The organism is Streptomyces scopuliridis RB72 (assembly GCF_000718095.1).
GTDB classification, from domain to species: Bacteria; Actinomycetota; Actinomycetes; order Streptomycetales; family Streptomycetaceae; genus Streptomyces; species Streptomyces scopuliridis.
In genome coordinates, this window is sequence record NZ_JOEI01000008.1 from 127,071 (window position 1) to 148,715 (window position 21,645).

Consider the following 21,645-nt stretch of genomic DNA (forward strand, 5'->3'; position numbering starts at 1 on the left):
GCTACCCACATCGAGACCGAGAGAAGATTGAGCCTTATGGCCACCACTTCGCTTGACCTGGCCAAGGTCCGCAATATCGGGATCATGGCCCACATCGACGCGGGCAAGACGACGACCACCGAGCGCATCCTGTTCTACACCGGTGTGAGCTACAAGATCGGTGAGGTCCACGACGGCGCTGCCACGATGGACTGGATGGAGCAGGAGCAGGAGCGCGGCATCACCATCACGTCCGCCGCGACGACCTGCCACTGGCCGCTCGACGACGTCGACCACACCATCAACATCATCGACACCCCGGGTCACGTGGACTTCACGGTCGAGGTGGAGCGTTCGCTCCGCGTCCTCGACGGTGCCGTCACCGTGTTCGACGGTGTCGCCGGTGTGGAGCCGCAGTCCGAGACGGTATGGCGGCAGGCCGACCGTTACGGCGTGCCCCGTATCTGCTTCGTCAACAAGCTCGACCGGACCGGCGCGGAGTTCCACCGCTGCGTCGACATGATCAAGGACCGCCTCGGTGCGGTTCCGATCGTCATGCAGCTTCCGATCGGTGCCGAGGCCGACTTCAAGGGCGTCGTCGACCTCGTGACGATGAAGGCCTTTGTCTGGTCCGCCGAGGCCGCCAAGGGCGAGATGTACGACGTCGTCGACATCCCGGCCACGCACATCGAGGCGGCCGAGGAGTGGCGCGGCACGCTGCTGGAGACCGTCTCGGAGAACGACGACGAGCTGATGGAGCTGTACCTGGAGGGCACCGAGCCCACCGTGGAGCAGCTGTACGCGGCGATCCGCCGTATCACCATCGCCTCCGGCAAGTCCTCCGGCACCACCGTCACCCCGGTGTTCTGCGGTACCGCGTTCAAGAACAAGGGCGTGCAGCCCCTGCTCGACGCGGTTGTGCGCTACCTGCCGACCCCGCTCGACGTCGAGGCCATCGAGGGCCACGACGTGAAGGACCCCGAGCTGGTCGTCAAGCGCAAGCCCTCCGTCGACGAGCCGCTGTCCGCGCTGGCCTTCAAGATCATGAGGGACCCGCACCTGGGCAAGCTCACGTTCGTCCGGGTGTACTCCGGCCGTCTGGAGTCCGGCACCGCGGTGCTGAACTCGGTGAAGGGCCGCAAGGAGCGCATCGGCAAGATCTACCGTATGCACGCGAACAAGCGTGAGGAGATCGAGTCGGTGGGCGCCGGTGACATCGTCGCCGTCATGGGCCTGAAGCAGACCACCACCGGTGAGACGCTCTGCGACGAGAAGAACCCGGTGATCCTGGAGTCCATGGACTTCCCGGCGCCGGTCATCGAGGTCGCGATCGAGCCCAAGTCCAAGGGCGACCAGGAGAAGCTGGGTGTAGCCATCCAGAGTCTCGCGGAGGAGGACCCCTCCTTCCAGGTGCACAGCAACGAGGAGACCGGCCAGACCGTCATCGGCGGTATGGGCGAGCTCCACCTTGAGGTGCTGGTCGACCGTATGCGGCGTGAGTTCAAGGTCGAGGCGAACGTCGGCAAGCCGCAGGTCGCCTACCGTGAGACGATCCGCAAGACCGTCGAGCGTGTGGACTTCACGCACAAGAAGCAGACCGGTGGCACCGGGCAGTTCGCCAAGGTGCAGATCATGATCGAGCCCATCGAGGGTGGCGACACCTCGTACGAGTTCGTGAACAAGGTCACCGGTGGCCGTATCCCGAAGGAGTACATCCCTTCGGTGGACGCCGGCGCGCAGGAGGCCATGCAGTTCGGCATCCTCGCGGGCTACGAGATGACCGGTGTCCGCATCACGCTGCTCGACGGTGGCTACCACGAGGTCGACTCCTCGGAGCTGGCCTTCAAGATCGCCGGTTCGCAGGCGTTCAAGGAAGGTGCCCGCAGGGCGTCTCCCGTGCTCCTTGAGCCGATGATGTCGGTCGAGGTGACGACGCCCGAGGACTACATGGGCGATGTCATCGGTGACATCAACTCCCGGCGTGGCCAGATCCAGGCCATGGAGGACCGGGCCAACGCCAAGGTCGTCAAGGGCCTGGTGCCGCTGTCGGAGATGTTCGGCTACGTCGGAGACCTCCGCAGCAAGACCTCGGGTCGCGCAAGCTACTCGATGCAGTTCGACTCCTACGCCGAGGTTCCCCGGAACGTCGCCGAGGAGATCATCGCGAAGGCCAAGGGCGAGTAACTCTTCCGAGTCCACGCTTTAGGCTTGTCACCGGCAAGTCCTGGGGCAGTTCCGCCGGATCCACCGGATCATGGCGGGGCCGCCCCGGGGGCCGGCATCCCAGCAAAGATCACCTGGCGCCGATGAGTAAGGCGTACAGAACCACTCCAGGAGGACCCCAGTGGCGAAGGCGAAGTTCGAGCGGACTAAGCCGCACGTCAACATCGGCACCATCGGTCACATCGACCACGGTAAGACGACCCTCACGGCCGCCATTACCAAGGTGCTGCATGACGCGTACCCGGACCTGAACGAGGCCTCGGCCTTCGACCAGATCGACAAGGCTCCTGAGGAGCGCCAGCGCGGTATCACCATCTCCATCGCGCACGTCGAGTACCAGACGGAGTCGCGTCACTACGCGCACGTCGACTGCCCGGGTCACGCGGACTACATCAAGAACATGATCACGGGTGCGGCGCAGATGGACGGCGCCATCCTCGTGGTCGCCGCCACCGACGGCCCGATGCCGCAGACCAAGGAGCACGTGCTCCTGGCCCGCCAGGTCGGCGTTCCGTACATCGTCGTCGCCCTGAACAAGGCCGACATGGTGGACGACGAGGAGATCCTTGAGCTCGTCGAGCTTGAGGTCCGCGAGCTGCTCTCCGAGTACGAGTTCCCGGGCGACGACCTGCCGGTCGTCAAGGTCTCGGCGCTCAAGGCCCTTGAGGGCGACGCCGAGTGGGGCCAGACCGTTCTCGACCTGATGAAGGCCGTTGACGAGTCCATCCCGCAGCCCGAGCGCGACGTCGACAAGCCGTTCCTGATGCCGATCGAGGACGTCTTCACGATCACCGGTCGTGGCACCGTCGTCACCGGTCGTATCGAGCGTGGTGTCCTGAAGGTCAACGAGACCGTCGACATCGTCGGTATCAAGACCGAGAAGACCACCACCACGGTCACCGGCATCGAGATGTTCCGCAAGCTGCTCGACGAGGGCCAGGCCGGTGAGAACGTCGGTCTGCTCCTCCGTGGCATCAAGCGCGAGGACGTCGAGCGCGGCCAGGTCATCATCAAGCCGGGTTCGGTCACGCCGCACACCAGCTTCGAGGCCCAGGCCTACATCCTGTCGAAGGACGAGGGTGGCCGTCACACCCCGTTCTTCAACAACTACCGCCCGCAGTTCTACTTCCGTACCACGGACGTGACCGGCGTGGTGACCCTCCCCGAGGGCACCGAGATGGTCATGCCGGGCGACAACACCGTCATGACGGTCGAGCTGATCCAGCCCGTCGCCATGGAGGAGGGCCTCAAGTTCGCCATCCGCGAGGGTGGCCGGACCGTCGGCGCCGGCCAGGTCACCAAGATCAACAAGTAATCGCTGATCTGACCTGGTAGCTCCTCGGAGCATCCAACAAGGGCCCCGTCCATTGTTCTCACGAACGGTGGACGGGGCCCTTGTGTTTCTCCCTCACCCGGGGACTGCGAAGACGCTTCGTTCCACCACATCGGCGAGGATCTGAGCGGCTGCCCGGAAGTCGTTGTCGTCATGGATGACCACCAGCCCGTGGTGCGCTGCCGTCGCGCAGACAAGCCAGTCGACCACGGAGAGGCTCTGGTGCTGTCCGCGCTGAGCGAGTCTGTACTCGCCCGTCCCGATCCAGTCCCATGCGCGCTTGGGTACCGGTACGTCGGGATGCAGGTCCTTGAACATTTCTGTCATCTGGTCGTACTCGTCGAGACTGCGTGCGGATTGCCGGAACTCCGCGCGTTGCGGGGCGCATGAGCCGATCGCTCCCTCGTCGAGCTCGTGTCCCCATAGATCGTTGAGCTTGCGGTCACGCTGGAGACGCCACACCGCTGTGGAGTCGGCGAGATAACGGATCACGTTCAGGCGGCTCCCTTGTGAGAGTGCTGCCCGGCCGGAGTGCCCTTCTCGGCAGCGTGACGCTGCTGGAACCCCTCTTCATCCCAGTGCTGCGCGTTCTCCAGGTGGCGCGCCCGCCTCTCGGTACGCCGGCGCCGCTCCGCGTACTCCCGCAGAGCGATGTTGACCATCTCTTTCTTGGTCTTGGCTCCGGACAGCCTCATCGCTTCCGAGAGCGCGTCATCGTCGATGTCGATCTGGGTGGCGGACATGGTGCACCTCCGTAGCATGGGTCACATACAAAGCTAGCCCATGTTTCATACGGAGCACCTCCGAGCCGGGGATCTGTCCGTTTCTGGTGTTGTCGTACGGCCTGACGTGTACGTGTGGTCCTTGATAGCCGGGTTCCCCAGGTTTCTGGTGCCCGAACCAATGGTCCTGGTAGACGATGATGTCCGCCCCGCCGCTTCGGAGTCGTGGCCCGGCCCAAGTCGTCCACATCAAAGGACGCTGCGTACAGGGGGCCGGCGCGCGTACGTACCGGCCCCCCGCGTACGTCGTGGACCGGTCAGACCCAGTCCCAGCTCACATTGATCCGTCCGGCGTTGAGGTCGCCGATCTGGCGGAACGCGGCGGGGCTGAGGTCCACGTCGTTCGTGGCGCAGCCGGAACATCTGTCCACGACCGTCACGGTCACGGAGCCGAGCGGGCCGTTGACCCGTAACTGCTTGCCGCACACGGGGGAGTTGTTGGGGTTGGGGTAGTTGCCGTACAGGGCGGGCGAGACGGCCACGACCAACTGGCTGTCGTCGTTGAACCAACCGCAGGCGCCGAGGCCGGTGTTGTACCAGGTGGCCTGGCCGCTGACCTGCGCGTCGCTCGGCGCGGCGGCGGCCGGGCCGGCGGTGGCGCCGAGGGCCCCGAGCGCGAGGACGGACGAGGCTCCGGCCAGCAGAGCGGCGGTGCGGGTGCGGGGGGTGGCGCGCGTGTGGGTGGGGGTGCTGTTCGTGGTCGTGCCTGTGGTGCGGGACATGCGATCAACCCTTCGAACAGTGGGTGGCTTGGTCCAGGCCAAGGCTGTTCGAATGGATTCCGCTTTCCCAGAGCCTTTCCGGCTCACCTACTGCGCCTTCCGGCCAACGCCCCCGATGGCTGTGCAGGATCCTCGGGTGGGCGCACTCGTCACTACGGGCCCGCTCGTCGTCACCGTACGTACGGGCTCGCGGCGCGGCCGTCGCTCCCCTTCTCGGAGTGCCGGGCCGGTCGCTGATTCATCTGTGCGGGCGTGGGGTACGCTTTCCGGCCGCGATTGGCCAGGGCCCAGGCCGTTATGGCACACTGTTCAGGTTGCTCGGTTGAGTGCCGATGCTGCGCGCCTCCCGCCGGGAGGACCGGAAGCGAGTCCCACAGTACTCGTCGTCCCAACTGCCCCTCCGGGCAGCGCTGGGGCGGACGTACGGGAATCTTCCGGGAAGCGTGAGCGGGGCTCCGGCCAGGCGCCCGGTGGCTAATCGCGATATCGCGGCCCGGCCCCGGCTCGCGGTCGTAGGACCGCACCCCTTGGCAGGGAAATTCCTTCGGGAGATTTTCATTGGCGAGGATGCGACACGCCCGACCGCGTGGGTCGGAGCGGGGCGCGGAGCTACCGGGTTCCAGAGCGTTACGAGAGACAGGACTACGAAGCAGCCATGGCGGGACAGAAGATCCGCATCCGGCTCAAGGCCTACGACCACGAGGTCATCGATTCCTCGGCGAAGAAGATCGTCGAGACGGTGACGCGTACTGGTGCGTCGGTCGCGGGCCCGGTGCCGCTGCCCACTGAGAAGAACGTGTACTGCGTCATCAAGTCGCCGCACAAGTACAAGGACTCGCGCGAGCACTTCGAGATGCGCACGCACAAGCGCCTGATCGACATTCTCGACCCGACGCCCAAGACCGTTGACTCGCTGATGCGCCTGGACCTTCCGGCCGGCGTTGACATCGAGATCAAGCTCTGAGAGGCGCGGAAGAGATGGCAAAGCAGATCAAGGGTGTCCTGGGCGAGAAGCTCGGCATGACCCAGGTCTGGGACGAGAACAACCGTGTCGTCCCGGTGACCGTCGTCAAGGCCGGGCCCTGCGTTGTTACCCAGGTCCGTACGAATGACTCCGACGGCTACGAGTCGGTCCAGATCGCCTTCGGCGAGATCGACCCGCGCAAGGTGAACAAGCCCCTCAAGGGCCACTTCGCCAAGGCCGACGTGACCCCCCGCCGCCACCTGGTGGAGCTCCGCACCTCCGACGCCGCCGAGTACACGCTCGGCCAGGAGATCACCGCCGCCACGTTCGAGTCCGGCGTCAAGGTCGACGTCACGGGCAAGAGCAAGGGCAAGGGCTTCGCCGGTGTCATGAAGCGTCACAACTTCAAGGGCCTCGGCGCCGGTCACGGCACCCAGCGCAAGCACCGCTCTCCCGGCTCCATCGGTGGCTGCGCCACCCCGGGCCGTGTGTTCAAGGGCCTCCGCATGGCGGGCCGTATGGGCAACGAGCGGGTCACCACCCAGAACCTGACCGTTCACGCCGTTGACGCGGAGAAGGGCCTGCTCCTGATCAAGGGCGCGGTTCCTGGTCCGAACGGCGGCCTCGTCCTGGTCCGTACCGCGGCCAAGGGGGCCTGAGGTAACTGATGAGCACCGTTGACATCCTTTCGCCGGCAGGCGACAAGGCCGGGACCGTCGAACTCCCCTCGGAGATCTTCGACGCGAAGGTCAGCATTCCGCTGATCCACCAGGTCGTTGTCGCCCAGCTGGCCGCTGCCCGACAGGGCACGCACAAGACCAAGACCCGCGGCGAAGTCCGTGGCGGTGGCAAGAAGCCGTACCGCCAGAAGGGCACCGGCCGCGCCCGTCAGGGTTCGACCCGCGCTCCGCAGTTCGCCGGTGGTGGCGTCGTCCACGGCCCCGTGCCGCGTGACTACTCGCAGCGGACCCCCAAGAAGATGAAGGCCGCCGCCCTGCGCGGTGCCCTCACCGACCGGGCCCGTCACTCTCGTATCCACGTCGTTTCCGGCCTGGTCGAGGACGCGGTGTCCACCAAGGCCGCCAGGACCCTGATCGGCAAGATCAGCGAGCGCAAGAACGTGCTGCTGGTCGTCGAGAGGTCCGACGAGGCCGCGTGGCTGTCCGCCCGCAACCTGCCCCAGGTGCACATCCTGGCGCCGGGCCAGCTGAACACGTACGACGTGCTCGTCTCCGACGACGTGGTCTTCACCCAGGCCGCCTTCGAGTCTTTCGTGTCTGGCCCCTCCAAGGCCGTAGAGACCGAAGGGAGCGAAGCCTGATGGCCGAGATCACCAGCAAGACCTTCGACGACCCGCGTGACGTTCTCGTCAAGCCCGTGGTGTCCGAGAAGAGCTACGCGCTGCTCGACGAGAACAAGTACACGTTCATCGTGATGCCCACCGCCAACAAGACCCAGATCAAGCAGGCCGTGGAAGCGGTCTTCTCGGTCAAGGTCACCGGGGTCAACACGATCAACCGCCAGGGCAAGCGCAAGCGCACCCGCACCGGTTTCGGTAAGCGCGCGAACACCAAGCGCGCCATCGTGACCCTCGCAGAGGGCGACCGTATCGACATCTTCGGCGGCCCGACCTCCTGACGGAGGTCGAGACGTCCAGGATCCGGAATTCTTCCGAGGACTGAGAGACAATGGGTATCCGCAAGTACAAGCCGACGACCCCGGGCCGTCGTGGCTCCAGCGTCGCCGACTTTGTCGAGATCACGCGGTCCACGCCGGAGAAGTCGCTGGTCCGCCCGCTGCACAGCAAGGGCGGCCGTAACAACGCCGGTCGTGTGACCGTTCGCCACCAGGGTGGTGGACACAAGCGCGCCTACCGAGTGATCGACTTCCGTCGTCACGACAAGGACGGCGTGCCGGCCAAGGTCGCGCACATCGAGTACGACCCGAACCGCACCGCGCGCATCGCGCTGCTGCACTACGCGGACGGCGAGAAGCGCTACATCATCGCGCCGCGTGGCCTGTCGCAGGGCGCGCGTGTCGAGAACGGTCCGGCCGCCGACATCAAGCCCGGTAACAACCTGGCGCTGCGCAACATCCCGGTCGGTACGACCATCCACGCCATCGAGCTGCGGCCCGGCGGCGGCGCGAAGTTCGCCCGCTCCGCGGGTGCCTCCGTGCAGCTGCTGGCGAAGGAGGGCTCCATGGCCCACCTTCGTATGCCGTCCGGTGAGATCCGGCTGGTCGACGTCCGCTGCCGCGCCACCATCGGCGAGGTCGGCAACGCCGAGCAGTCGAACATCAACTGGGGCAAGGCCGGCCGTATGCGCTGGAAGGGCGTACGCCCGACCGTCCGCGGTGTCGCGATGAACCCGGTTGACCACCCGCACGGTGGTGGTGAGGGCAAGACCTCCGGTGGTCGCCACCCGGTCAGCCCGTGGGGTCAGAAGGAGGGTCGTACTCGCTCGCCGAAGAAGGCAAGCAGCAAGTACATCGTCCGCCGCCGCAAGACGAACAAGAAGCGCTAGGAGCGGGTTTAGATGCCGCGCAGTCTCAAGAAGGGGCCCTTCGTCGACGACCACCTGATCAAGAAGGTGGACGTCCAGAACGAAGCAGGCACCAAGAACGTCATCAAGACCTGGTCCCGTCGCTCGATGATCGTCCCGGCCATGCTGGGCCACACGATCGCGGTGCACAACGGCAAGATCCATGTCCCGGTGTTCGTCACCGAGTCCATGGTCGGCCACAAGCTCGGCGAGTTCTCGCCGACTCGCACCTTCCGCGGCCACGTCAAGGACGACCGGAAGTCGAAGCGCCGCTAACGCGGGGTGACTGACTATGACTTACACCGAAGGGACAACCATGGAAGCCAGGGCCCAGGCGCGGTACATCCGCGTCACGCCCATGAAGGCCCGCCGCGTGGTGGACCTCATCCGTGGCATGGATGCCACGGAGGCTCAGGCGGTCCTGCGCTTCGCCCCGCAGGCCGCGAGCGTGCCGGTCGGCAAGGTGCTTGACAGCGCCATTGCCAACGCCGCGCACAACTACGACCACACCGACGCCTCTTCGCTGATCATCAGCGAGGCGTACGTGGACGAGGGCCCGACCCTGAAGCGGTTCCGTCCGCGTGCCCAGGGCCGTGCCTACCGGATCCGTAAGCGGACCAGCCACATCACCGTGGTCGTCAGCAGCAAGGAAGGAACCCGGTAATGGGCCAGAAGGTTAACCCGCATGGGTTCCGGCTCGGTATCACCACGGACTTCAAGTCCCGCTGGTATGCCGACAAGCTGTACAAGGACTACGTCAAGGAAGACGTCGCCATTCGTCGCATGATGACGAAGGGCATGGAGCGGGCCGGCATCTCCAAGGTGGAGATCGAGCGCACCCGCGACCGCGTCCGCGTTGACATCCACACCGCACGTCCGGGCATCGTCATCGGCCGCCGCGGCGCCGAGGCCGACCGTATCCGCGGCGAGCTGGAGAAGCTGACCGGCAAGCAGGTCCAGCTGAACATCCTTGAGGTCAAGAACCCCGAGGTGGACGCTCAGCTGGTGGCCCAGGCCGTCGCCGAGCAGCTGTCCTCGCGTGTCTCCTTCCGTCGCGCCATGCGTAAGAGCATGCAGTCGACGATGAAGGCCGGCGCCAAGGGCATCAAGATCCAGTGCGGTGGCCGTCTCGGCGGCGCCGAGATGTCCCGCTCGGAGTTCTACCGCGAGGGCCGCGTGCCCCTGCACACGCTCCGTGCGAACGTCGACTACGGCTTCTTCGAGGCCAAGACGACCTTCGGCCGTATCGGCGTGAAGGTCTGGATCTACAAGGGCGACGTCAAGAACATCGCCGAGGTGCGCGCCGAGAACGCCGCGGCCCGCGCCGGCAACCGTCCGGCCCGTGGTGGTGGCAACGACCGTCCCGCCGGCCGTGGTGGCCGCGGTGGCGAGCGTGGCGGCCGTGGCCGCAAGCCGCAGCAGAACCCGGCAGCCGAGGCCCCCAAGGCCGACGCCGCCGCTGCTCCGGCCGCTGAGGCGACGTCCTCTTCTACCGGCGGAACGGAGGCCTGACCGAAATGCTGATCCCCCGTAGGGTCAAGCACCGCAAGCAGCACCACCCGAAGCGCAGCGGAATGTCCAAGGGTGGGACGCAGGTTGCGTTCGGCGAGTACGGCATCCAGGCGCTGACCCCCGCGTACGTGACGAACCGTCAGATCGAGGCCGCTCGTATCGCGATGACCCGTCACATCAAGCGTGGCGGCAAGGTCTGGATCAACATCTACCCGGACCGTCCGCTCACCAAGAAGCCTGCCGAGACCCGCATGGGTTCCGGTAAGGGTTCCCCCGAGTGGTGGATCGCGAACGTCAAGCCCGGCCGGGTGATGTTCGAGCTGTCCTACCCGAACGAGAAGATTGCGCGTGAGGCGCTTACCCGCGCTGCTCACAAGCTTCCGATGAAGTGCCGGATCGTTCGGCGCGAGGCAGGTGAGTCGTGATGGCGGCCGTGACCAAGGCGTCCGAACTGCGCGAACTGGGCAACGAGGAGCTTGTCGCCAAGCTTCGCGAGGCCAAGGAAGAGCTGTTCAATCTCCGCTTCCAGGCGGCGACGGGTCAGCTCGAAAACCACGGGCGGCTGAAGCTCGTGCGCAAGGACATCGCGCGGATCTACACCCTGATGCGTGAGCGCGAGCTGGGCATCGAGACGGTGGAGAGCGCCTGATGACTGAGAGCAACGTGACCGAGACCAACACTGCCGACCGCGGATTCCGCAAGACCCGTGAGGGTCTGGTCGTCAGCGACAAGATGGACAAGACCGTCGTCGTCGCTGTCGAGGACCGCGTCAAGCACGCGCTGTACGGCAAGGTCATCCGCCGTACGAACAAGCTCAAGGCGCACGACGAGCAGAACGCCGCCGGCATCGGCGACCGCGTCCTCCTGATGGAGACCCGGCCGCTGTCCGCCACGAAGCGGTGGCGCATCGTCGAGATCCTCGAGAAGGCCAAGTAACCCCTCCGAGGGGGTTTCCCCTCGGAATAGTTCCGCCAGGCTCGGTGGGGCTCCGTAAGTCACTTACGGAGCCCCCGCCGGGAACCGGCAGACGATCAGGAGATAGACGTGATCCAGCAGGAGTCGCGACTGCGTGTCGCCGACAACACGGGTGCGAAGGAAATTCTCACCATCCGTGTTCTCGGTGGCTCGGGTCGCCGCTACGCGGGCATCGGTGACGTCATCGTCGCCACCGTCAAGGACGCGATCCCCGGTGGCAACGTGAAGAAGGGTGACGTCGTCAAGGCGGTCATCGTTCGCACCGTCAAGGAGCGCCGCCGTCCGGACGGCTCGTACATCCGCTTCGACGAGAACGCCGCCGTCATTCTGAAGAACGACGGCGACCCTCGCGGCACCCGTATCTTCGGCCCGGTGGGCCGTGAGCTGCGCGAGAAGAAGTTCATGAAGATCATCTCGCTCGCGCCGGAGGTGCTGTAAGCATGAAGATCAAGAAGGGCGACCTGGTTCAGGTCATCACCGGTAAGGACAAGGGCAAGCAGGGCAAGGTCATCGTGGCCTACCCCACGCAGGACCGTGTTCTCGTCGAGGGTGTCAACCGGGTCAAGAAGCACACCAAGGCCGGCCAGACGGCTCGCGGTTCGCAGACCGGCGGCATCGTGACCACCGAAGCCCCCATCCACATCAGCAATGTTCAGCTGGTCGTGGAGAAGGACGGCAAGAAGGTCGTCACCCGCGTCGGCTACCGCTTTGACGACGAGGGCAACAAGATCCGCGTTGCCAAGCGGACCGGTGAGGACATCTGATGACTGCGACCACTACCGCGCCGCGTCTGAAGCTGCGCTACCGCGAGGAGATCGCCGGAAAGCTGCGTGAGGAGTTCTCGTACGAGAACGTCATGCAGATCCCCGGTCTCGTCAAGATCGTGGTCAACATGGGTGTGGGCGACGCCGCCCGCGACTCCAAGCTGATCGAGGGTGCCATCAAGGACCTCACCACGATCACCGGCCAGAAGCCGTCCGTCACCAAGGCCCGGAAGTCCATCGCGCAGTTCAAGCTGCGCGAGGGTCAGCCGATCGGCTGCCACGTCACCCTCCGCGGTGACCGTATGTGGGAGTTCCTGGACCGTACGCTGTCGCTCGCGCTGCCGCGTATCCGTGACTTCCGCGGTCTGTCCCCGAAGCAGTTCGACGGCCGTGGCAACTACACCTTCGGTCTCACGGAGCAGGTCATGTTCCACGAGATCGACCAGGACAAGATCGACCGGGTCCGGGGCATGGACATCACCGTGGTCACCACGGCGACCAACGACGACGAGGGTCGTGCCCTCCTTCGTCACCTCGGCTTCCCGTTCAAGGAGAACTGACCGTGGCGAAGAAGGCTCTGATCGCTAAGGCCGCCCGCAAGCCGAAGTTCGGTGTGCGCGGTTACACCCGCTGCCAGCGCTGCGGCCGTCCCCACTCCGTCTACCGCAAGTTCGGCCTGTGCCGTGTGTGCCTTCGTGAGATGGCCCACCGCGGCGAGCTGCCGGGCGTGACCAAGAGCTCCTGGTAATTCCGCCCACCCGTCGCCCGACCACCGCCCCTCAAGGGCGGCCTTCGGCCGGCGGATTGGATTCGGAATCAACCAGAGGCTCTCGGTAAGCAATGTGGTTGGTGGGAGCCCTCCTTCACATGCCGTAGGCTTGTGGGGTTGGGCGCCCGCCGTCCATTTAAGACTTACTACGCCGTAGGTCCCCGCACCGCACCCGTCCCGACTCTGATCGGGGAGAGGGATGGCGCATACAGGAAACCCCGGCGAGAGAGGCCGAAGGCCAATTCATGACCATGACTGATCCCATCGCAGACATGCTCACGCGTCTGCGCAACGCGAACTCGGCGTACCACGACGATGTCGTGATGCCGCACAGCAAGATCAAGTCGCACATCGCGGAGATCCTCCAGCAGGAGGGCTTCATCACCGGCTGGAAGGTCGAGGACGCCGAGGTCGGCAAGAACCTCGTCCTGGAGCTGAAGTTCGGCCCGAACCGCGAGCGTTCGATCGCCGGCATCAAGCGCATCTCCAAGCCGGGTCTGCGTGTGTACGCGAAGTCCACCAATCTGCCGAAGGTTCTCGGCGGCCTGGGCGTGGCCATCATCTCCACGTCCCACGGTCTCCTGACCGGCCAGCAGGCCAGCAAGAAGGGCGTAGGTGGGGAAGTCCTCGCCTACGTCTGGTAGTCGGGAACGGAGGAATAGCTCATGTCGCGAATCGGCAAGCTCCCCATCCAGGTTCCCGCCGGTGTGGACGTCACCATCGATGGCCGTACGGTCGCGGTGAAGGGCCCCAAGGGTTCCCTCTCGCACACCGTTGCCGCGCCGATCGAGGTCACCAAGGGCGAGGACGGCATCCTTCAGGTGCTGCGCCCGAACGACGAGCGTCAGAACAAGGCCCTGCACGGCCTGTCCCGCACGCTGGTGGCGAACATGATCACCGGCGTGACCCAGGGATACGTCAAGGCGCTCGAAATCAGCGGGGTCGGCTACCGCGTCCAGGCGAAGGGCTCCAACCTGGAGTTCGCCCTGGGCTACAGCCACCCGATCCTCATCGAGGCCCCCGAGGGCATCACCTTCAAGGTCGAGACGCCCACGAAGTTCACTGTCGAGGGCATCGACAAGCAGAAGGTCGGCGAGGTCGCCGCTAACATCCGCAAGCTGCGGAAGCCCGACCCGTACAAGGCCAAGGGCGTCAAGTACGCGGGCGAGGTCATCCGCCGCAAGGTCGGAAAGGCGGGTAAGTAAGCCATGGCATACGGTGTCAAGATTGCTAAGGGCAAGGCCTACAAGGCCGCTGCCATCAAGCGTCGTCACATCCGCGTTCGCAAGCGCATCTCCGGCTCGCCGGAGCGTCCGCGCCTGGTCGTGACGCGTTCCAACCGCCACATGGTCGCTCAGGTCATCGACGACATCGCGGGCCACACGCTCGCGTCGGCGTCGACCCTGGACACCTCGATCCGTGGTGCCGAGGGCGACAAGAGCGCCCAGGCCAAGCAGGTCGGATCCCTGGTCGCCGAGCGCGCCAAGGCCGCCGGCGTCGAGGCCGTCGTGTTCGACCGCGGTGGTAACCAGTACGCAGGGCGCATTGCCGCTCTGGCTGACGCCGCCCGCGAAGCCGGGCTGAAGTTCTAAGCCCCGGTTCCGGAGCTAGCGGACGTAACAGAGAGAGGTAAATCCAATGGCTGGACCCCAGCGCCGCGGAAGCGGTGCCGGTGGCGGCGAGCGGCGGGACCGGAAGGGTCGCGACGGTGGCGCTGCCGCCGAGAAGACCGCTTACGTTGAGCGCGTTGTCGCGATCAACCGCGTTGCCAAGGTTGTGAAGGGTGGTCGTCGCTTCAGCTTCACCGCGCTGGTCGTGGTGGGCGACGGTGACGGCACCGTGGGTGTCGGTTACGGCAAGGCCAAGGAGGTGCCGGCCGCCATCGCCAAGGGTGTTGAGGAGGCCAAGAAGCACTTCTTCAAGGTCCCCCGTATCCAGGGCACCATCCCGCACCCGATCCAGGGCGAGAAGGCCGCGGGCGTCGTCCTGCTCAAGCCTGCTTCCCCCGGTACCGGCGTGATCGCCGGTGGCCCGGTGCGTGCCGTGCTGGAGTGCGCGGGCGTGCACGACATCCTGTCGAAGTCGCTCGGCTCGGACAACGCGATCAACATCGTGCACGCGACCGTGGCGGCCCTCCAGGGCCTGCAGCGTCCCGAGGAGATCGCGGCCCGCCGCGGTCTGCCCCTTGAGGACGTCGCCCCCGCGGCTCTGCTCCGTGCGCGTGCGGGAGCGGGTGCGTAATGGCCCGTCTCAAGATCACGCAGACGAAGTCGTACATCGGCAGCAAGCAGAACCACCGCGACACCCTGCGTTCGCTCGGGCTCAAGCGCCTGCACGACGTGGTTGTCAAGGAGGACCGCCCCGAGTTCCGCGGCATGGCTAACACCGTCCGCCACCTCGTGACGGTTGAGGAGGTCGACTGACATGGCGGAGAACAACCCGCTGAAGGTCCACAACCTCCGTCCTGCCCCGGGCGCCAAGACCGCCAAGACCCGTGTGGGTCGTGGTGAGGCGTCCAAGGGTAAGACCGCAGGTCGTGGTACCAAGGGCACCAAGGCCCGCTACCAGGTTCCGGAGCGCTTCGAGGGTGGGCAGATGCCCCTCCACATGCGTCTCCCGAAGCTCAAGGGCTTCAAGAACCCGTTCCGCACCGAGTACCAGGTCGTGAACCTGGACAAGCTCTCCGCTCTCTACCCCGAGGGCGGCGAGGTCACGGTGGCCGATCTGGTCACCAAGGGCGCGGTCCGCAAGAACAGCCTCGTCAAGGTCCTGGGCCAGGGCGAGATCTCCGTGGCGCTGCAGGTTTCGGTTGACGCCGTCTCCGGCTCCGCCAAGGAGAAGATTGCCGCCGCCGGCGGCACCGTCACCGAGCTCGTCTGAGACAACTCGATGGCCTGAACATCCGACCGGGGATGCCTCTCAAAAGGGGCATCCCCGGTTGGTCGTTCCAAGGGGGGCACTGTCGCCGGTAAGGTGGCGTGCATTGTTGCTGTACTGAAGCCGGGGGCTCGCCCCCGGACCCCCGCCGCGCGGTGTGTCCGCAGGGGTTCCCCGCGCGGTTCCGCTTGTTCCGTATCCGTCGATCCTCAATACCGTCACCTCTGACGCAGTAGCGCGGGGGTCGCAGGAGGCACCGTGCTCACCGCGTTCGCCCGGGCGTTCAAGACGCCCGACCTGCGCAAGAAGCTGCTCTTCACACTCGCCATCATCGTGCTGTACCGGCTCGGGGCACATGTCCCGGTACCGGGCGTCAGCTACGAGAATGTCCAGACGTGTGTCGACGCGGCCCAGAAGGGCAATAACAGCCTGTTCGGTCTGGTGAACATGTTCAGCGGCGGGGCGCTGCTGCAGATCACGATCTTCGCGCTCGGCATCATGCCGTACATCACCGCGAGCATCATTCTGCAGCTGCTGACCGTGGTCATCCCCAGGCTGGAGGCCCTCAAGAAGGAGGGTCAGTCCGGTCAGGCCAAGATCACGCAGTACACCCGCTATCTGACGGTCGCCCTCGCTGTGCTGCAGGGCACCGGCCTGGTCGCCACCGCCCGGAGCGGCGCGCTCTTCAGCGGCTGCCCGGTCGCCTCGGAGATCGTGCCCGACCAGTCGATCTTCGTCACCGTCACCATGGTGATCACCATGACCGCGGGCACCGCGGCGGTCATGTGGCTCGGTGAGCTCATCACCGACCGAGGCATCGGCAACGGCATGTCCATCCTGATGTTCATCTCGATCGCCGCCGGCTTCCCCGGCGCGCTGTGGGCCATCAAGGAGAGCGGCACGCTCGCCAAGGGCTGGATCGAGTTCGGCACGGTCATTCTGATCGGCTTCGTGATGGTGGGCCTGGTCGTCTTCGTCGAGCAGGCGCAGCGCCGGATCCCCGTGCAGTACGCGAAGCGCATGATCGGCCGCAGGTCCTACGGCGGTACGTCCACGTACATCCCGCTGAAGGTGAATCAGGCGGGTGTGATCCCCGTCATCTTCGCGTCGTCGCTGCTCTACATCCCGGCGCTGGTCGCGCAGTTCTCCAGCGGGAACTCCGCGTGGAAGACCTGGATCGAAGCGCACTTCGTCAAGGGTGACCACCCGTATTACATCGCGACGTACTTCCTGCTGATCGTGTTCTTCGCCTTCTTCTACGTGGCCATCTCCTTCAACCCCGAAGAAGTCGCCGACAACATGAAGAAGTATGGTGGCTTCATCCCGGGTATCCGGGCAGGTCGACCTACAGCCGAGTACCTGAGCTACGTGCTCAACAGGATCACTTGGCCGGGCTCGCTGTACCTGGGTCTGATTGCTCTCGTCCCGACGATGGCGTTGGCAGGCTTCGGCGGTGCGAACCAGAACTTCCCGTTCGGCGGGACGAGCATCCTGATCATCGTGGGTGTGGGTCTGGAAACCGTGAAGCAGATCGAGAGCCAGCTTCAGCAGCGTAATTACGAAGGGTTCCTCCGCTGATGCGAATCGTCCTCGTCGGGCCGCCCGGTGCCGGCAAGGGAACGCAGGCCGCGTACCTCGCCAAGAACCTGAAGGTCCCGCACATCTCCACGGGCGACCTCTTCCGGGCCAACATCAGCCAGGGCACGACCCTCGGCAAGCTGGCGAAGTCGTACATGGACGCCGGGAACCTGGTGCCCGACGAGGTGACCATCGCGATGGCTCAGGACCGGATGGCCCAGCCGGACGCCGCCAACGGCTTTCTGCTGGACGGCTTCCCGCGCAATGTCTCGCAGGCGAAGGCGCTGGACGAGGCCCTCGCGACGGACGGCGTGAAGCTGGACGCGGTGCTGGACCTGGAGGTCCCGGAGGACGAGGTCGTCACGCGGATCGCGGGGCGCCGGGTCTGCCGCAACGACAGCGCGCATGTCTTCCATGTCACGTACAGCCCGCCGAAGACGGAGGGCGTCTGTGATCTCTGCGGCGGCGAGCTGTACCAGCGGGACGACGACTCCGAGGAGACGGTGCGCACCCGTCTTGAGGTCTACCACACGCAGACCGAGCCGATCATCGACCACTACCGGGCCCAGGGCCTGGTGGTGACGATCTCCGCGCTCGGCAAGGTCACCGAGGTGACCGAGCGCGCGATGGCGGCGCTTGAGCGGGGCCGGGCCGCGTAGGCCCCAGCAGTGCAGCAGTACCAGTACGGCCGTGGCGTCCCTCGGACACCACGGCCGTACTGTTGAGCGGTCCGTGTGAAGCGGCCGTATCGAGCAGTGCGTATCGAATCAGTCACAGTCAGGTGGAAGGCACAGGCATGGTGCAGATCAAGACCCCCGAGCAGATCGCGAAGATGCGTGAGGCGGGACTGGTCGTCGCCGCCGTGCACGCGGCCACCGGCGCGGCGGCGGTACCCGGCGCCACCACCAGGGATCTGGACCAGGTCGCCCGCAAGGTACTGGCCGAGCACGGCGCCAAGCCGAACTTCCTCGGGTACGGCGGGTTCCCCGCGACGATCTGCACCTCGGTCAACGAGGTCGTCGTCCATGGCATCCCGGACGACAGGACCGTCCTCAAGGACGGCGACATCATCTCCATCGACGCCGGCGCGATCATCGACGGCTGGCACGGCGACGCGGCCTTCACCGCGTTCGTCGGCACCGGTCACGCTCCGGAGCTGGTCGAGCTCTCCCGGGTGACCGAGGAGTCGATGTGGGCCGGGATCGCGGCGATGCGGAACGGCAGCCGGCTGGTGGACGTGTCCCGGGCGATCGAGACGTACATCCGCCGCCAGCCCCGCCCCGGCGGCGGCAAGTACGGGATCATCGAGGACTACGGCGGCCACGGCATCGGCACCGAGATGCACATGGACCCGCATCTGCTGAACTATGTCTCCCGCAAGCGCGGCAAGGGCCCGAAGCTGGTCCCGGGCTTCTGCCTGGCGATCGAGCCGATGGTCTCGCTCGGTACGCCGCGTACGGAGGTGCTGGAGGACGAGTGGACGGTCATCACGACCGACGGCACCTGGTCCTCGCACTGGGAGCACTCCGTGGCGCTGACCGACGAGGGCCCGCTGGTCCTGACCGCCCCCGATGGCGGTAAGGCGAAGCTCGCCGAGCTGGGCATCACGGCGGCTCCGGACCCGTTGGCCTGAACGGGGGCGGTCCGCTGTATCCGACGGTCGGAGGCCGGCGCAGCCGCGCGAAGCTTGTGAGGCGCCCCGGCGCCGAGCCCGCGAGTGGGGCGTTGAGAGGAGCGTCGGCGGCAAGGCGAAGCTCGCCGAGCTGGGCATCACGGCGGCTCCGGACCCGTTGGCCTAGGGGCTCAGGACCCCGTTGGCTTAAAAATCTCCTCCGGTGGGCAAACTGAACGGATTCGTCTTTTCGAGTGCGCTCCCGTAGACTAACGCGTCGGCTCTGGTGTACCCGTGTGTCTTCATACGGCTGCCAGAATCGATCAAGGTAGCCGATTCGAAGGGCGAAGCGTGGCCAAGAAGCAAGGTGCCATCGAAATTGAGGGCACCGTGATCGAGTCCCTCCCGAACGCCATGTTCAAGGTGGAGCTGCAGAACGGTCACAAGGTCCTCGCGCACATCAGCGGCAAGATGCGGATGCACTACATCCGAATCCTCCCCGATGACCGGGTTGTGGTGGAGCTGTCTCCGTACGACCTGACGCGTGGCCGGATCGTCTACCGATACAAGTAGATCTTGCAGACATCCCTCGCGGGGTGCCCGCACTGACCCGGAGAACCTCAATCCCATGAAGGTCAAGCCGAGCGTCAAGAAGATCTGCGACAAGTGCAAGGTGATCCGCCGTCACGGCCGGGTCATGGTCATCTGCGACAACCTGCGCCACAAGCAGCGCCAGGGCTGACGCAAGACCACCTGCCTCTCGCAGTACTTCGCGCGACGCGAGCAAACTCGTAATGACGCAGTGTCCGGCTCCCACCCGGTGGGGACCGACACCTCCGGCGGAGGCCGGGGACCTGGTGTTTATGCCGTACATCCAGGACGACGCTGTGGAAGACCTCCGACATCATCAGGAGCCATGAATGGCACGCCTCGCAGGCGTTGACCTCCCGCGCGAAAAGCGCGTCGAGGTCGCCCTCACCTACGTCTTCGGTATCGGGCGCACCCGGTCCAAGGAGACCCTCGCCGCCGTTGGCGTCGACCCGAACGTCCGTGTCCGCGACCTCGCCGAGGAAGACCTCGTCAAGATCCGCGAGTACGTGGACGCCAACCTCAAGACCGAGGGTGACCTCCGTCGCGAGATCGCCGCCGACATCCGCCGCAAGGTCGAGATCGGCTGCTACCAGGGTCTGCGTCACCGCCGTGGCCTGCCGGTGCACGGTCAGCGCACCAGCACGAACGCTCGTACCCGCAAGGGCCCGCGTCGCGCCATCGCCGGTAAGAAGAAGCCGGGCAAGAAGTAGTCCTCAGCGGACGCTCATCAGCGGTCTTCGCTGTAGGACCGACCACCTCCCTGTAGGAGAAATAGATGCCCCCCAAGGGTCGTCAGGGCGCTGCCAAGAAGGTGCGCCGCAAGGAAAAGAAGAACGTCGCTCACGGGCACGCCCACATCAAGAGCACGTTCAACAACACGATCGTCTCGATCACCGACCCCTCGGGCAACGTGATCTCCTGGGCCTCCGCCGGCCACGTCGGCTTCAAGGGCTCGCGCAAGTCCACCCCCTTCGCCGCGCAGATGGCCGCCGAGTCGGCCGCCCGCCGCGCGCAGGAGCACGGCATGCGCAAGGTCGACGTCTTCGTCAAGGGTCCCGGCTCCGGCCGTGAGACCGCGATCCGCTCGCTCCAGGCCACCGGCCTGGAGGTGGGCTCGATCCAGGACGTCACCCCCACCCCGCACAACGGCTGCCGCCCCCCGAAGCGCCGCCGCGTCTGACCCGTTCCCCCGCACAGGGGGAACGGCTCGCGGGCGGTACGGCGCTTCGGTGCCGTGCCGCCCGTACCCTTGTTCTGTTGGCATCAAATAGCGGGTGCCAAGACTGGAGGATCGCAACATGCTTATCGCTCAGCGTCCCTCGCTGACCGAAGAGGTCGTCGACGAATACCGCTCGCGGTTCGTGATCGAGCCGCTGGAGCCGGGCTTCGGCTACACGCTCGGCAACTCCCTTCGGCGTACGCTCCTCTCCTCGATTCCCGGCGCGGCGGTCACGTCGATCCGGATCGACGGTGTCCTGCACGAGTTCACCACCGTGCCGGGCGTCAAGGAGGACGTCACCGACCTCATCCTGAACATCAAGCAGCTGGTCGTCTCCTCGGAGCACGACGAGCCGGTCGTGATGTACCTGCGCAAGCAGGGCCCCGGCCTGGTCACGGCCGCTGACATCGCCCCGCCGGCCGGTGTCGAGGTCCACAACCCGGACCTCGTGCTCGCGACGCTGAACGGCAAGGGCAAGCTGGAGATGGAGCTGACCGTCGAGCGCGGTCGCGGCTATGTCTCCGCCGTCCAGAACAAGCAGGTGGGCCAGGAGATCGGCCGGATCCCGGTCGACTCCATCTACTCGCCGGTGCTCAAGGTCACGTACAAGGTCGAGGCGACCCGTGTCGAGCAGCGCACCGACTTCGACAAGCTGATCGTCGACGTCGAGACCAAGCAGGCCATGCGGCCGCGCGACGCCATGGCGTCCGCCGGTAAGACGCTGGTCGAGCTGTTCGGTCTGGCGCGCGAGCTCAACATCGACGCCGAGGGCATCGACATGGGCCCGTCGCCGACGGACGCGGCGCTCGCCGCCGATCTCGCCCTGCCGATCGAGGAGCTCGAACTCACCGTTCGGTCGTACAACTGCCTCAAGCGCGAGGGCATCCACTCCGTGGGTGAGCTGGTGGCGCGCTCCGAGGCCGATCTGCTCGACATCCGTAACTTCGGCGCCAAGTCGATCGACGAGGTCAAGGCGAAGCTGGCCGGCATGGGCCTGGCCCTCAAGGACAGCCCGCCCGGATTCGACCCGACCGCCGCGGCGGACGCCTTCGGCGCCGACGACGACGCGGACGCGGGTTTCGTGGAGACCGAGCAGTACTAAGGGTTCCGGGTCCGGGGCTCGGACAGCCCGGACCGGCCTGATTTCGCTTCCGCGGGGCGGCCGCCCCGCGGGAACTGACACCGGTACCTGATACGGCCGG

The 21,645-nt window shown here is 65.9% G+C and carries 35 protein-coding genes; 31 read left to right on the forward strand and 4 right to left on the reverse strand.

What is annotated here, in order from left to right:
• The first annotated feature begins 36 nt into the window (after window positions 1-36).
• Together fusA and tuf are read left to right on the forward strand one after the other, a co-directional pair.
• Window positions 37-2,163, forward strand: a complete 2,127-nt coding sequence (gene fusA, locus IF11_RS0111530) for an elongation factor G (protein WP_030351428.1) — start codon at window positions 37-39, stop codon at window positions 2,161-2,163.
• A 160-nt stretch (window positions 2,164-2,323) separates the two neighbouring features.
• Complete coding sequence (gene tuf, locus IF11_RS0111535) at window positions 2,324-3,517, forward strand: elongation factor Tu (RefSeq protein WP_030351429.1); 1,194 nt, start codon at window positions 2,324-2,326, stop codon at window positions 3,515-3,517.
• Between the two features lie 93 nt (window positions 3,518-3,610).
• On the opposite strand, the gene IF11_RS0111540 is transcribed toward tuf, so the two are convergent.
• The 4 genes from IF11_RS0111540 to IF11_RS0111550 all read right to left on the reverse strand — a co-directional run bounded on the left by IF11_RS0111540 (window position 3,611) and on the right by IF11_RS0111550 (window position 5,039).
• Window positions 3,611-4,027 (reverse strand): PIN domain-containing protein, encoded by a 417-nt coding sequence (locus IF11_RS0111540; protein ID WP_030351430.1) that lies wholly within the window; start codon window positions 4,025-4,027, stop codon window positions 3,611-3,613.
• 2 nt (window positions 4,028-4,029) lie between these two features.
• A complete protein-coding gene (locus tag IF11_RS0111545) occupies window positions 4,030-4,278 on the reverse strand; it encodes a type II toxin-antitoxin system VapB family antitoxin (protein ID WP_030351431.1) in 249 nt (82 codons plus the stop codon).
• Entirely contained in the window at window positions 4,247-4,507 is a 261-nt protein-coding gene (locus tag IF11_RS43170; protein WP_078490629.1) for an HNH/endonuclease VII fold putative polymorphic toxin, read from the reverse strand. Before IF11_RS43170 ends, IF11_RS0111545 begins: the two co-directional genes overlap by 32 nt.
• A 67-nt stretch (window positions 4,508-4,574) precedes the next feature.
• On the reverse strand, window positions 4,575-5,039 hold the full coding sequence (locus tag IF11_RS0111550; protein WP_078490630.1) for an RlpA-like double-psi beta-barrel domain-containing protein: 465 nt from the start codon (window positions 5,037-5,039) through the stop codon (window positions 4,575-4,577).
• A 655-nt stretch (window positions 5,040-5,694) separates the two neighbouring features.
• Between IF11_RS0111550 and rpsJ the strand changes: the two genes are divergently transcribed.
• The 29 genes from rpsJ (at window position 5,695) to IF11_RS0111695 (ending at window position 21,545) form a co-directional block, all read left to right on the forward strand.
• Window positions 5,695-6,003 (forward strand): 30S ribosomal protein S10, encoded by a 309-nt coding sequence (rpsJ, locus tag IF11_RS0111555; protein WP_003948644.1) that lies wholly within the window; start codon window positions 5,695-5,697, stop codon window positions 6,001-6,003.
• A 14-nt stretch (window positions 6,004-6,017) separates the two neighbouring features.
• Window positions 6,018-6,662: a 50S ribosomal protein L3 gene (gene rplC, locus IF11_RS0111560; RefSeq protein WP_030351433.1), complete on the forward strand. Its 645-nt coding sequence runs from the start codon at window positions 6,018-6,020 to the stop codon at window positions 6,660-6,662.
• 8 nt (window positions 6,663-6,670) lie between these two features.
• Window positions 6,671-7,324 carry a 50S ribosomal protein L4 gene (gene rplD, locus IF11_RS0111565; protein WP_030351434.1) on the forward strand — a complete coding sequence of 218 codons (654 nt, stop codon included), beginning with the start codon at window positions 6,671-6,673 and terminating at the stop codon, window positions 7,322-7,324.
• Window positions 7,324-7,641, forward strand: a complete 318-nt coding sequence (gene rplW, locus IF11_RS0111570; RefSeq protein ID WP_030351435.1) for a 50S ribosomal protein L23 — start codon at window positions 7,324-7,326, stop codon at window positions 7,639-7,641. Before rplD ends, rplW begins: the two co-directional genes overlap by 1 nt.
• 50 nt (window positions 7,642-7,691) lie before the next feature.
• The gene (rplB, locus tag IF11_RS0111575) at window positions 7,692-8,528 is read left to right on the forward strand and encodes a 50S ribosomal protein L2 (RefSeq protein ID WP_030351436.1); all 837 of its coding nucleotides are present in this window, start codon (window positions 7,692-7,694) and stop codon (window positions 8,526-8,528) included.
• A 12-nt stretch (window positions 8,529-8,540) separates the two neighbouring features.
• Window positions 8,541-8,822 carry a 30S ribosomal protein S19 gene (gene rpsS / locus IF11_RS0111580; RefSeq protein ID WP_030351437.1) on the forward strand — a complete coding sequence of 94 codons (282 nt, stop codon included), beginning with the start codon at window positions 8,541-8,543 and terminating at the stop codon, window positions 8,820-8,822.
• Window positions 8,823-8,862: 40 nt separating this feature from the next.
• The gene (rplV, locus tag IF11_RS0111585; RefSeq protein WP_030351438.1) at window positions 8,863-9,210 is read left to right on the forward strand and encodes a 50S ribosomal protein L22; all 348 of its coding nucleotides are present in this window, start codon (window positions 8,863-8,865) and stop codon (window positions 9,208-9,210) included.
• Window positions 9,210-10,058 (forward strand): 30S ribosomal protein S3, encoded by an 849-nt coding sequence (gene rpsC / locus IF11_RS0111590; RefSeq protein ID WP_030351439.1) that lies wholly within the window; start codon window positions 9,210-9,212, stop codon window positions 10,056-10,058. The genes rplV and rpsC overlap by 1 nt, the downstream gene beginning before the upstream one ends.
• Window positions 10,059-10,063: 5 nt before the next feature.
• Window positions 10,064-10,483, forward strand: coding sequence for a 50S ribosomal protein L16 (gene rplP / locus IF11_RS0111595; protein WP_014047785.1), 420 nt, complete (start codon window positions 10,064-10,066; stop codon window positions 10,481-10,483).
• Window positions 10,483-10,707 carry a 50S ribosomal protein L29 gene (gene rpmC / locus IF11_RS0111600; RefSeq protein ID WP_030351440.1) on the forward strand — a complete coding sequence of 75 codons (225 nt, stop codon included), beginning with the start codon at window positions 10,483-10,485 and terminating at the stop codon, window positions 10,705-10,707. Before rplP ends, rpmC begins: the two co-directional genes overlap by 1 nt.
• Window positions 10,707-10,994: a 30S ribosomal protein S17 gene (gene rpsQ / locus IF11_RS0111605; protein ID WP_030351441.1), complete on the forward strand. Its 288-nt coding sequence runs from the start codon at window positions 10,707-10,709 to the stop codon at window positions 10,992-10,994. The genes rpmC and rpsQ overlap by 1 nt, the downstream gene beginning before the upstream one ends.
• Window positions 10,995-11,102: 108 nt before the next feature.
• Window positions 11,103-11,471 carry a 50S ribosomal protein L14 gene (gene rplN, locus IF11_RS0111610; RefSeq protein ID WP_003974257.1) on the forward strand — a complete coding sequence of 123 codons (369 nt, stop codon included), beginning with the start codon at window positions 11,103-11,105 and terminating at the stop codon, window positions 11,469-11,471.
• Window positions 11,472-11,473: 2 nt separating this feature from the next.
• Window positions 11,474-11,797, forward strand: coding sequence for a 50S ribosomal protein L24 (gene rplX, locus IF11_RS0111615; RefSeq protein ID WP_030351442.1), 324 nt, complete (start codon window positions 11,474-11,476; stop codon window positions 11,795-11,797).
• Entirely contained in the window at window positions 11,797-12,357 is a 561-nt protein-coding gene (gene rplE / locus IF11_RS0111620) for a 50S ribosomal protein L5 (RefSeq protein ID WP_030351443.1), read from the forward strand. The genes rplX and rplE overlap by 1 nt, the downstream gene beginning before the upstream one ends.
• A 2-nt stretch (window positions 12,358-12,359) precedes the next feature.
• Window positions 12,360-12,545, forward strand: coding sequence for a type Z 30S ribosomal protein S14 (locus IF11_RS0111625; protein ID WP_003948630.1), 186 nt, complete (start codon window positions 12,360-12,362; stop codon window positions 12,543-12,545).
• Window positions 12,546-12,811: 266 nt separating this feature from the next.
• Window positions 12,812-13,210 (forward strand): 30S ribosomal protein S8, encoded by a 399-nt coding sequence (gene rpsH, locus IF11_RS0111630; protein WP_030351444.1) that lies wholly within the window; start codon window positions 12,812-12,814, stop codon window positions 13,208-13,210.
• 21 nt (window positions 13,211-13,231) lie between these two features.
• On the forward strand, window positions 13,232-13,771 hold the full coding sequence (gene rplF, locus IF11_RS0111635; RefSeq protein ID WP_030351445.1) for a 50S ribosomal protein L6: 540 nt from the start codon (window positions 13,232-13,234) through the stop codon (window positions 13,769-13,771).
• 3 nt (window positions 13,772-13,774) lie between these two features.
• On the forward strand, window positions 13,775-14,158 hold the full coding sequence (gene rplR, locus IF11_RS0111640) for a 50S ribosomal protein L18 (protein ID WP_030351446.1): 384 nt from the start codon (window positions 13,775-13,777) through the stop codon (window positions 14,156-14,158).
• Between the two features lie 46 nt (window positions 14,159-14,204).
• Window positions 14,205-14,807 carry a 30S ribosomal protein S5 gene (gene rpsE / locus IF11_RS0111645; protein ID WP_030351447.1) on the forward strand — a complete coding sequence of 201 codons (603 nt, stop codon included), beginning with the start codon at window positions 14,205-14,207 and terminating at the stop codon, window positions 14,805-14,807.
• A complete protein-coding gene (gene rpmD, locus IF11_RS0111650; protein WP_024491595.1) occupies window positions 14,807-14,989 on the forward strand; it encodes a 50S ribosomal protein L30 in 183 nt (60 codons plus the stop codon). Before rpsE ends, rpmD begins: the two co-directional genes overlap by 1 nt.
• A 1-nt stretch (window position 14,990) precedes the next feature.
• Window positions 14,991-15,446, forward strand: coding sequence for a 50S ribosomal protein L15 (rplO, locus tag IF11_RS0111655; protein ID WP_030351448.1), 456 nt, complete (start codon window positions 14,991-14,993; stop codon window positions 15,444-15,446).
• 255 nt (window positions 15,447-15,701) lie between these two features.
• Window positions 15,702-17,021, forward strand: coding sequence for a preprotein translocase subunit SecY (gene secY, locus IF11_RS0111660; protein ID WP_030351449.1), 1,320 nt, complete (start codon window positions 15,702-15,704; stop codon window positions 17,019-17,021).
• Window positions 17,021-17,680: an adenylate kinase gene (locus IF11_RS0111665; protein WP_030351450.1), complete on the forward strand. Its 660-nt coding sequence runs from the start codon at window positions 17,021-17,023 to the stop codon at window positions 17,678-17,680. Before secY ends, IF11_RS0111665 begins: the two co-directional genes overlap by 1 nt.
• 137 nt (window positions 17,681-17,817) lie before the next feature.
• Window positions 17,818-18,654, forward strand: coding sequence for a type I methionyl aminopeptidase (map, locus tag IF11_RS0111670; protein ID WP_030351451.1), 837 nt, complete (start codon window positions 17,818-17,820; stop codon window positions 18,652-18,654).
• A 330-nt stretch (window positions 18,655-18,984) separates the two neighbouring features.
• The gene (gene infA, locus IF11_RS0111675) at window positions 18,985-19,206 is read left to right on the forward strand and encodes a translation initiation factor IF-1 (protein WP_003956442.1); all 222 of its coding nucleotides are present in this window, start codon (window positions 18,985-18,987) and stop codon (window positions 19,204-19,206) included.
• Between the two features lie 55 nt (window positions 19,207-19,261).
• Window positions 19,262-19,375, forward strand: coding sequence for a 50S ribosomal protein L36 (gene rpmJ / locus IF11_RS0111680; protein ID WP_003956441.1), 114 nt, complete (start codon window positions 19,262-19,264; stop codon window positions 19,373-19,375).
• A 178-nt stretch (window positions 19,376-19,553) separates the two neighbouring features.
• Window positions 19,554-19,934 (forward strand): 30S ribosomal protein S13, encoded by a 381-nt coding sequence (gene rpsM, locus IF11_RS0111685; protein WP_030351452.1) that lies wholly within the window; start codon window positions 19,554-19,556, stop codon window positions 19,932-19,934.
• A gap of 65 nt (window positions 19,935-19,999) precedes the next feature.
• Window positions 20,000-20,404 carry a 30S ribosomal protein S11 gene (gene rpsK / locus IF11_RS0111690; protein ID WP_003956432.1) on the forward strand — a complete coding sequence of 135 codons (405 nt, stop codon included), beginning with the start codon at window positions 20,000-20,002 and terminating at the stop codon, window positions 20,402-20,404.
• 118 nt (window positions 20,405-20,522) lie between these two features.
• Window positions 20,523-21,545: a DNA-directed RNA polymerase subunit alpha gene (locus IF11_RS0111695; RefSeq protein WP_003956430.1), complete on the forward strand. Its 1,023-nt coding sequence runs from the start codon at window positions 20,523-20,525 to the stop codon at window positions 21,543-21,545.
• Window positions 21,546-21,645: the final 100 nt, after the last annotated feature.

Excerpts from the sequence above, each read along its gene's own strand:
- rpmJ (WP_003956441.1), top strand. The coding sequence starts at position 19,262 with ATGAAGGTCAAGCCGAGCGTCAAGAAGATCTGCGACAAGTGCAAGGTG.
- rplE (WP_030351443.1), top strand. The coding sequence starts at position 11,797 with ATGACTGCGACCACTACCGCGCCGCGTCTGAAGCTGCGCTACCGCGAG.
- IF11_RS0111695 (WP_003956430.1), top strand. The coding sequence starts at position 20,523 with ATGCTTATCGCTCAGCGTCCCTCGCTGACCGAAGAGGTCGTCGACGAA.
- rplR (WP_030351446.1), top strand. The coding sequence starts at position 13,775 with ATGGCATACGGTGTCAAGATTGCTAAGGGCAAGGCCTACAAGGCCGCT.
- IF11_RS0111545 (WP_030351431.1), bottom strand. The coding sequence starts at position 4,278 with ATGTCCGCCACCCAGATCGACATCGACGATGACGCGCTCTCGGAAGCG.
- rpsH (WP_030351444.1), top strand. The coding sequence starts at position 12,812 with ATGACCATGACTGATCCCATCGCAGACATGCTCACGCGTCTGCGCAAC.
- rpsQ (WP_030351441.1), top strand. The coding sequence starts at position 10,707 with ATGACTGAGAGCAACGTGACCGAGACCAACACTGCCGACCGCGGATTC.
- rplB (WP_030351436.1), top strand. The coding sequence starts at position 7,692 with ATGGGTATCCGCAAGTACAAGCCGACGACCCCGGGCCGTCGTGGCTCC.
- rplW (WP_030351435.1), top strand. The coding sequence starts at position 7,324 with ATGGCCGAGATCACCAGCAAGACCTTCGACGACCCGCGTGACGTTCTC.
- rplD (WP_030351434.1), top strand. The coding sequence starts at position 6,671 with ATGAGCACCGTTGACATCCTTTCGCCGGCAGGCGACAAGGCCGGGACC.
- rpsK (WP_003956432.1), top strand. The coding sequence starts at position 20,000 with ATGCCCCCCAAGGGTCGTCAGGGCGCTGCCAAGAAGGTGCGCCGCAAG.
- rplF (WP_030351445.1), top strand. The coding sequence starts at position 13,232 with ATGTCGCGAATCGGCAAGCTCCCCATCCAGGTTCCCGCCGGTGTGGAC.
- rplC (WP_030351433.1), top strand. The coding sequence starts at position 6,018 with ATGGCAAAGCAGATCAAGGGTGTCCTGGGCGAGAAGCTCGGCATGACC.
- rpsE (WP_030351447.1), top strand. The coding sequence starts at position 14,205 with ATGGCTGGACCCCAGCGCCGCGGAAGCGGTGCCGGTGGCGGCGAGCGG.
- rpsM (WP_030351452.1), top strand. The coding sequence starts at position 19,554 with ATGGCACGCCTCGCAGGCGTTGACCTCCCGCGCGAAAAGCGCGTCGAG.
- rpsS (WP_030351437.1), top strand. The coding sequence starts at position 8,541 with ATGCCGCGCAGTCTCAAGAAGGGGCCCTTCGTCGACGACCACCTGATC.
- IF11_RS0111550 (WP_078490630.1), bottom strand. The coding sequence starts at position 5,039 with ATGTCCCGCACCACAGGCACGACCACGAACAGCACCCCCACCCACACG.
- rpsJ (WP_003948644.1), top strand. The coding sequence starts at position 5,695 with ATGGCGGGACAGAAGATCCGCATCCGGCTCAAGGCCTACGACCACGAG.
- rpmC (WP_030351440.1), top strand. The coding sequence starts at position 10,483 with ATGGCGGCCGTGACCAAGGCGTCCGAACTGCGCGAACTGGGCAACGAG.
- rpmD (WP_024491595.1), top strand. The coding sequence starts at position 14,807 with ATGGCCCGTCTCAAGATCACGCAGACGAAGTCGTACATCGGCAGCAAG.
- rpsC (WP_030351439.1), top strand. The coding sequence starts at position 9,210 with ATGGGCCAGAAGGTTAACCCGCATGGGTTCCGGCTCGGTATCACCACG.
- IF11_RS0111665 (WP_030351450.1), top strand. The coding sequence starts at position 17,021 with ATGCGAATCGTCCTCGTCGGGCCGCCCGGTGCCGGCAAGGGAACGCAG.
- rplO (WP_030351448.1), top strand. The coding sequence starts at position 14,991 with ATGGCGGAGAACAACCCGCTGAAGGTCCACAACCTCCGTCCTGCCCCG.
- IF11_RS43170 (WP_078490629.1), bottom strand. The coding sequence starts at position 4,507 with ATGTGGACGACTTGGGCCGGGCCACGACTCCGAAGCGGCGGGGCGGAC.
- map (WP_030351451.1), top strand. The coding sequence starts at position 17,818 with ATGGTGCAGATCAAGACCCCCGAGCAGATCGCGAAGATGCGTGAGGCG.
- fusA (WP_030351428.1), top strand. The coding sequence starts at position 37 with ATGGCCACCACTTCGCTTGACCTGGCCAAGGTCCGCAATATCGGGATC.
- rplP (WP_014047785.1), top strand. The coding sequence starts at position 10,064 with ATGCTGATCCCCCGTAGGGTCAAGCACCGCAAGCAGCACCACCCGAAG.
- rplX (WP_030351442.1), top strand. The coding sequence starts at position 11,474 with ATGAAGATCAAGAAGGGCGACCTGGTTCAGGTCATCACCGGTAAGGAC.
- rplV (WP_030351438.1), top strand. The coding sequence starts at position 8,863 with ATGGAAGCCAGGGCCCAGGCGCGGTACATCCGCGTCACGCCCATGAAG.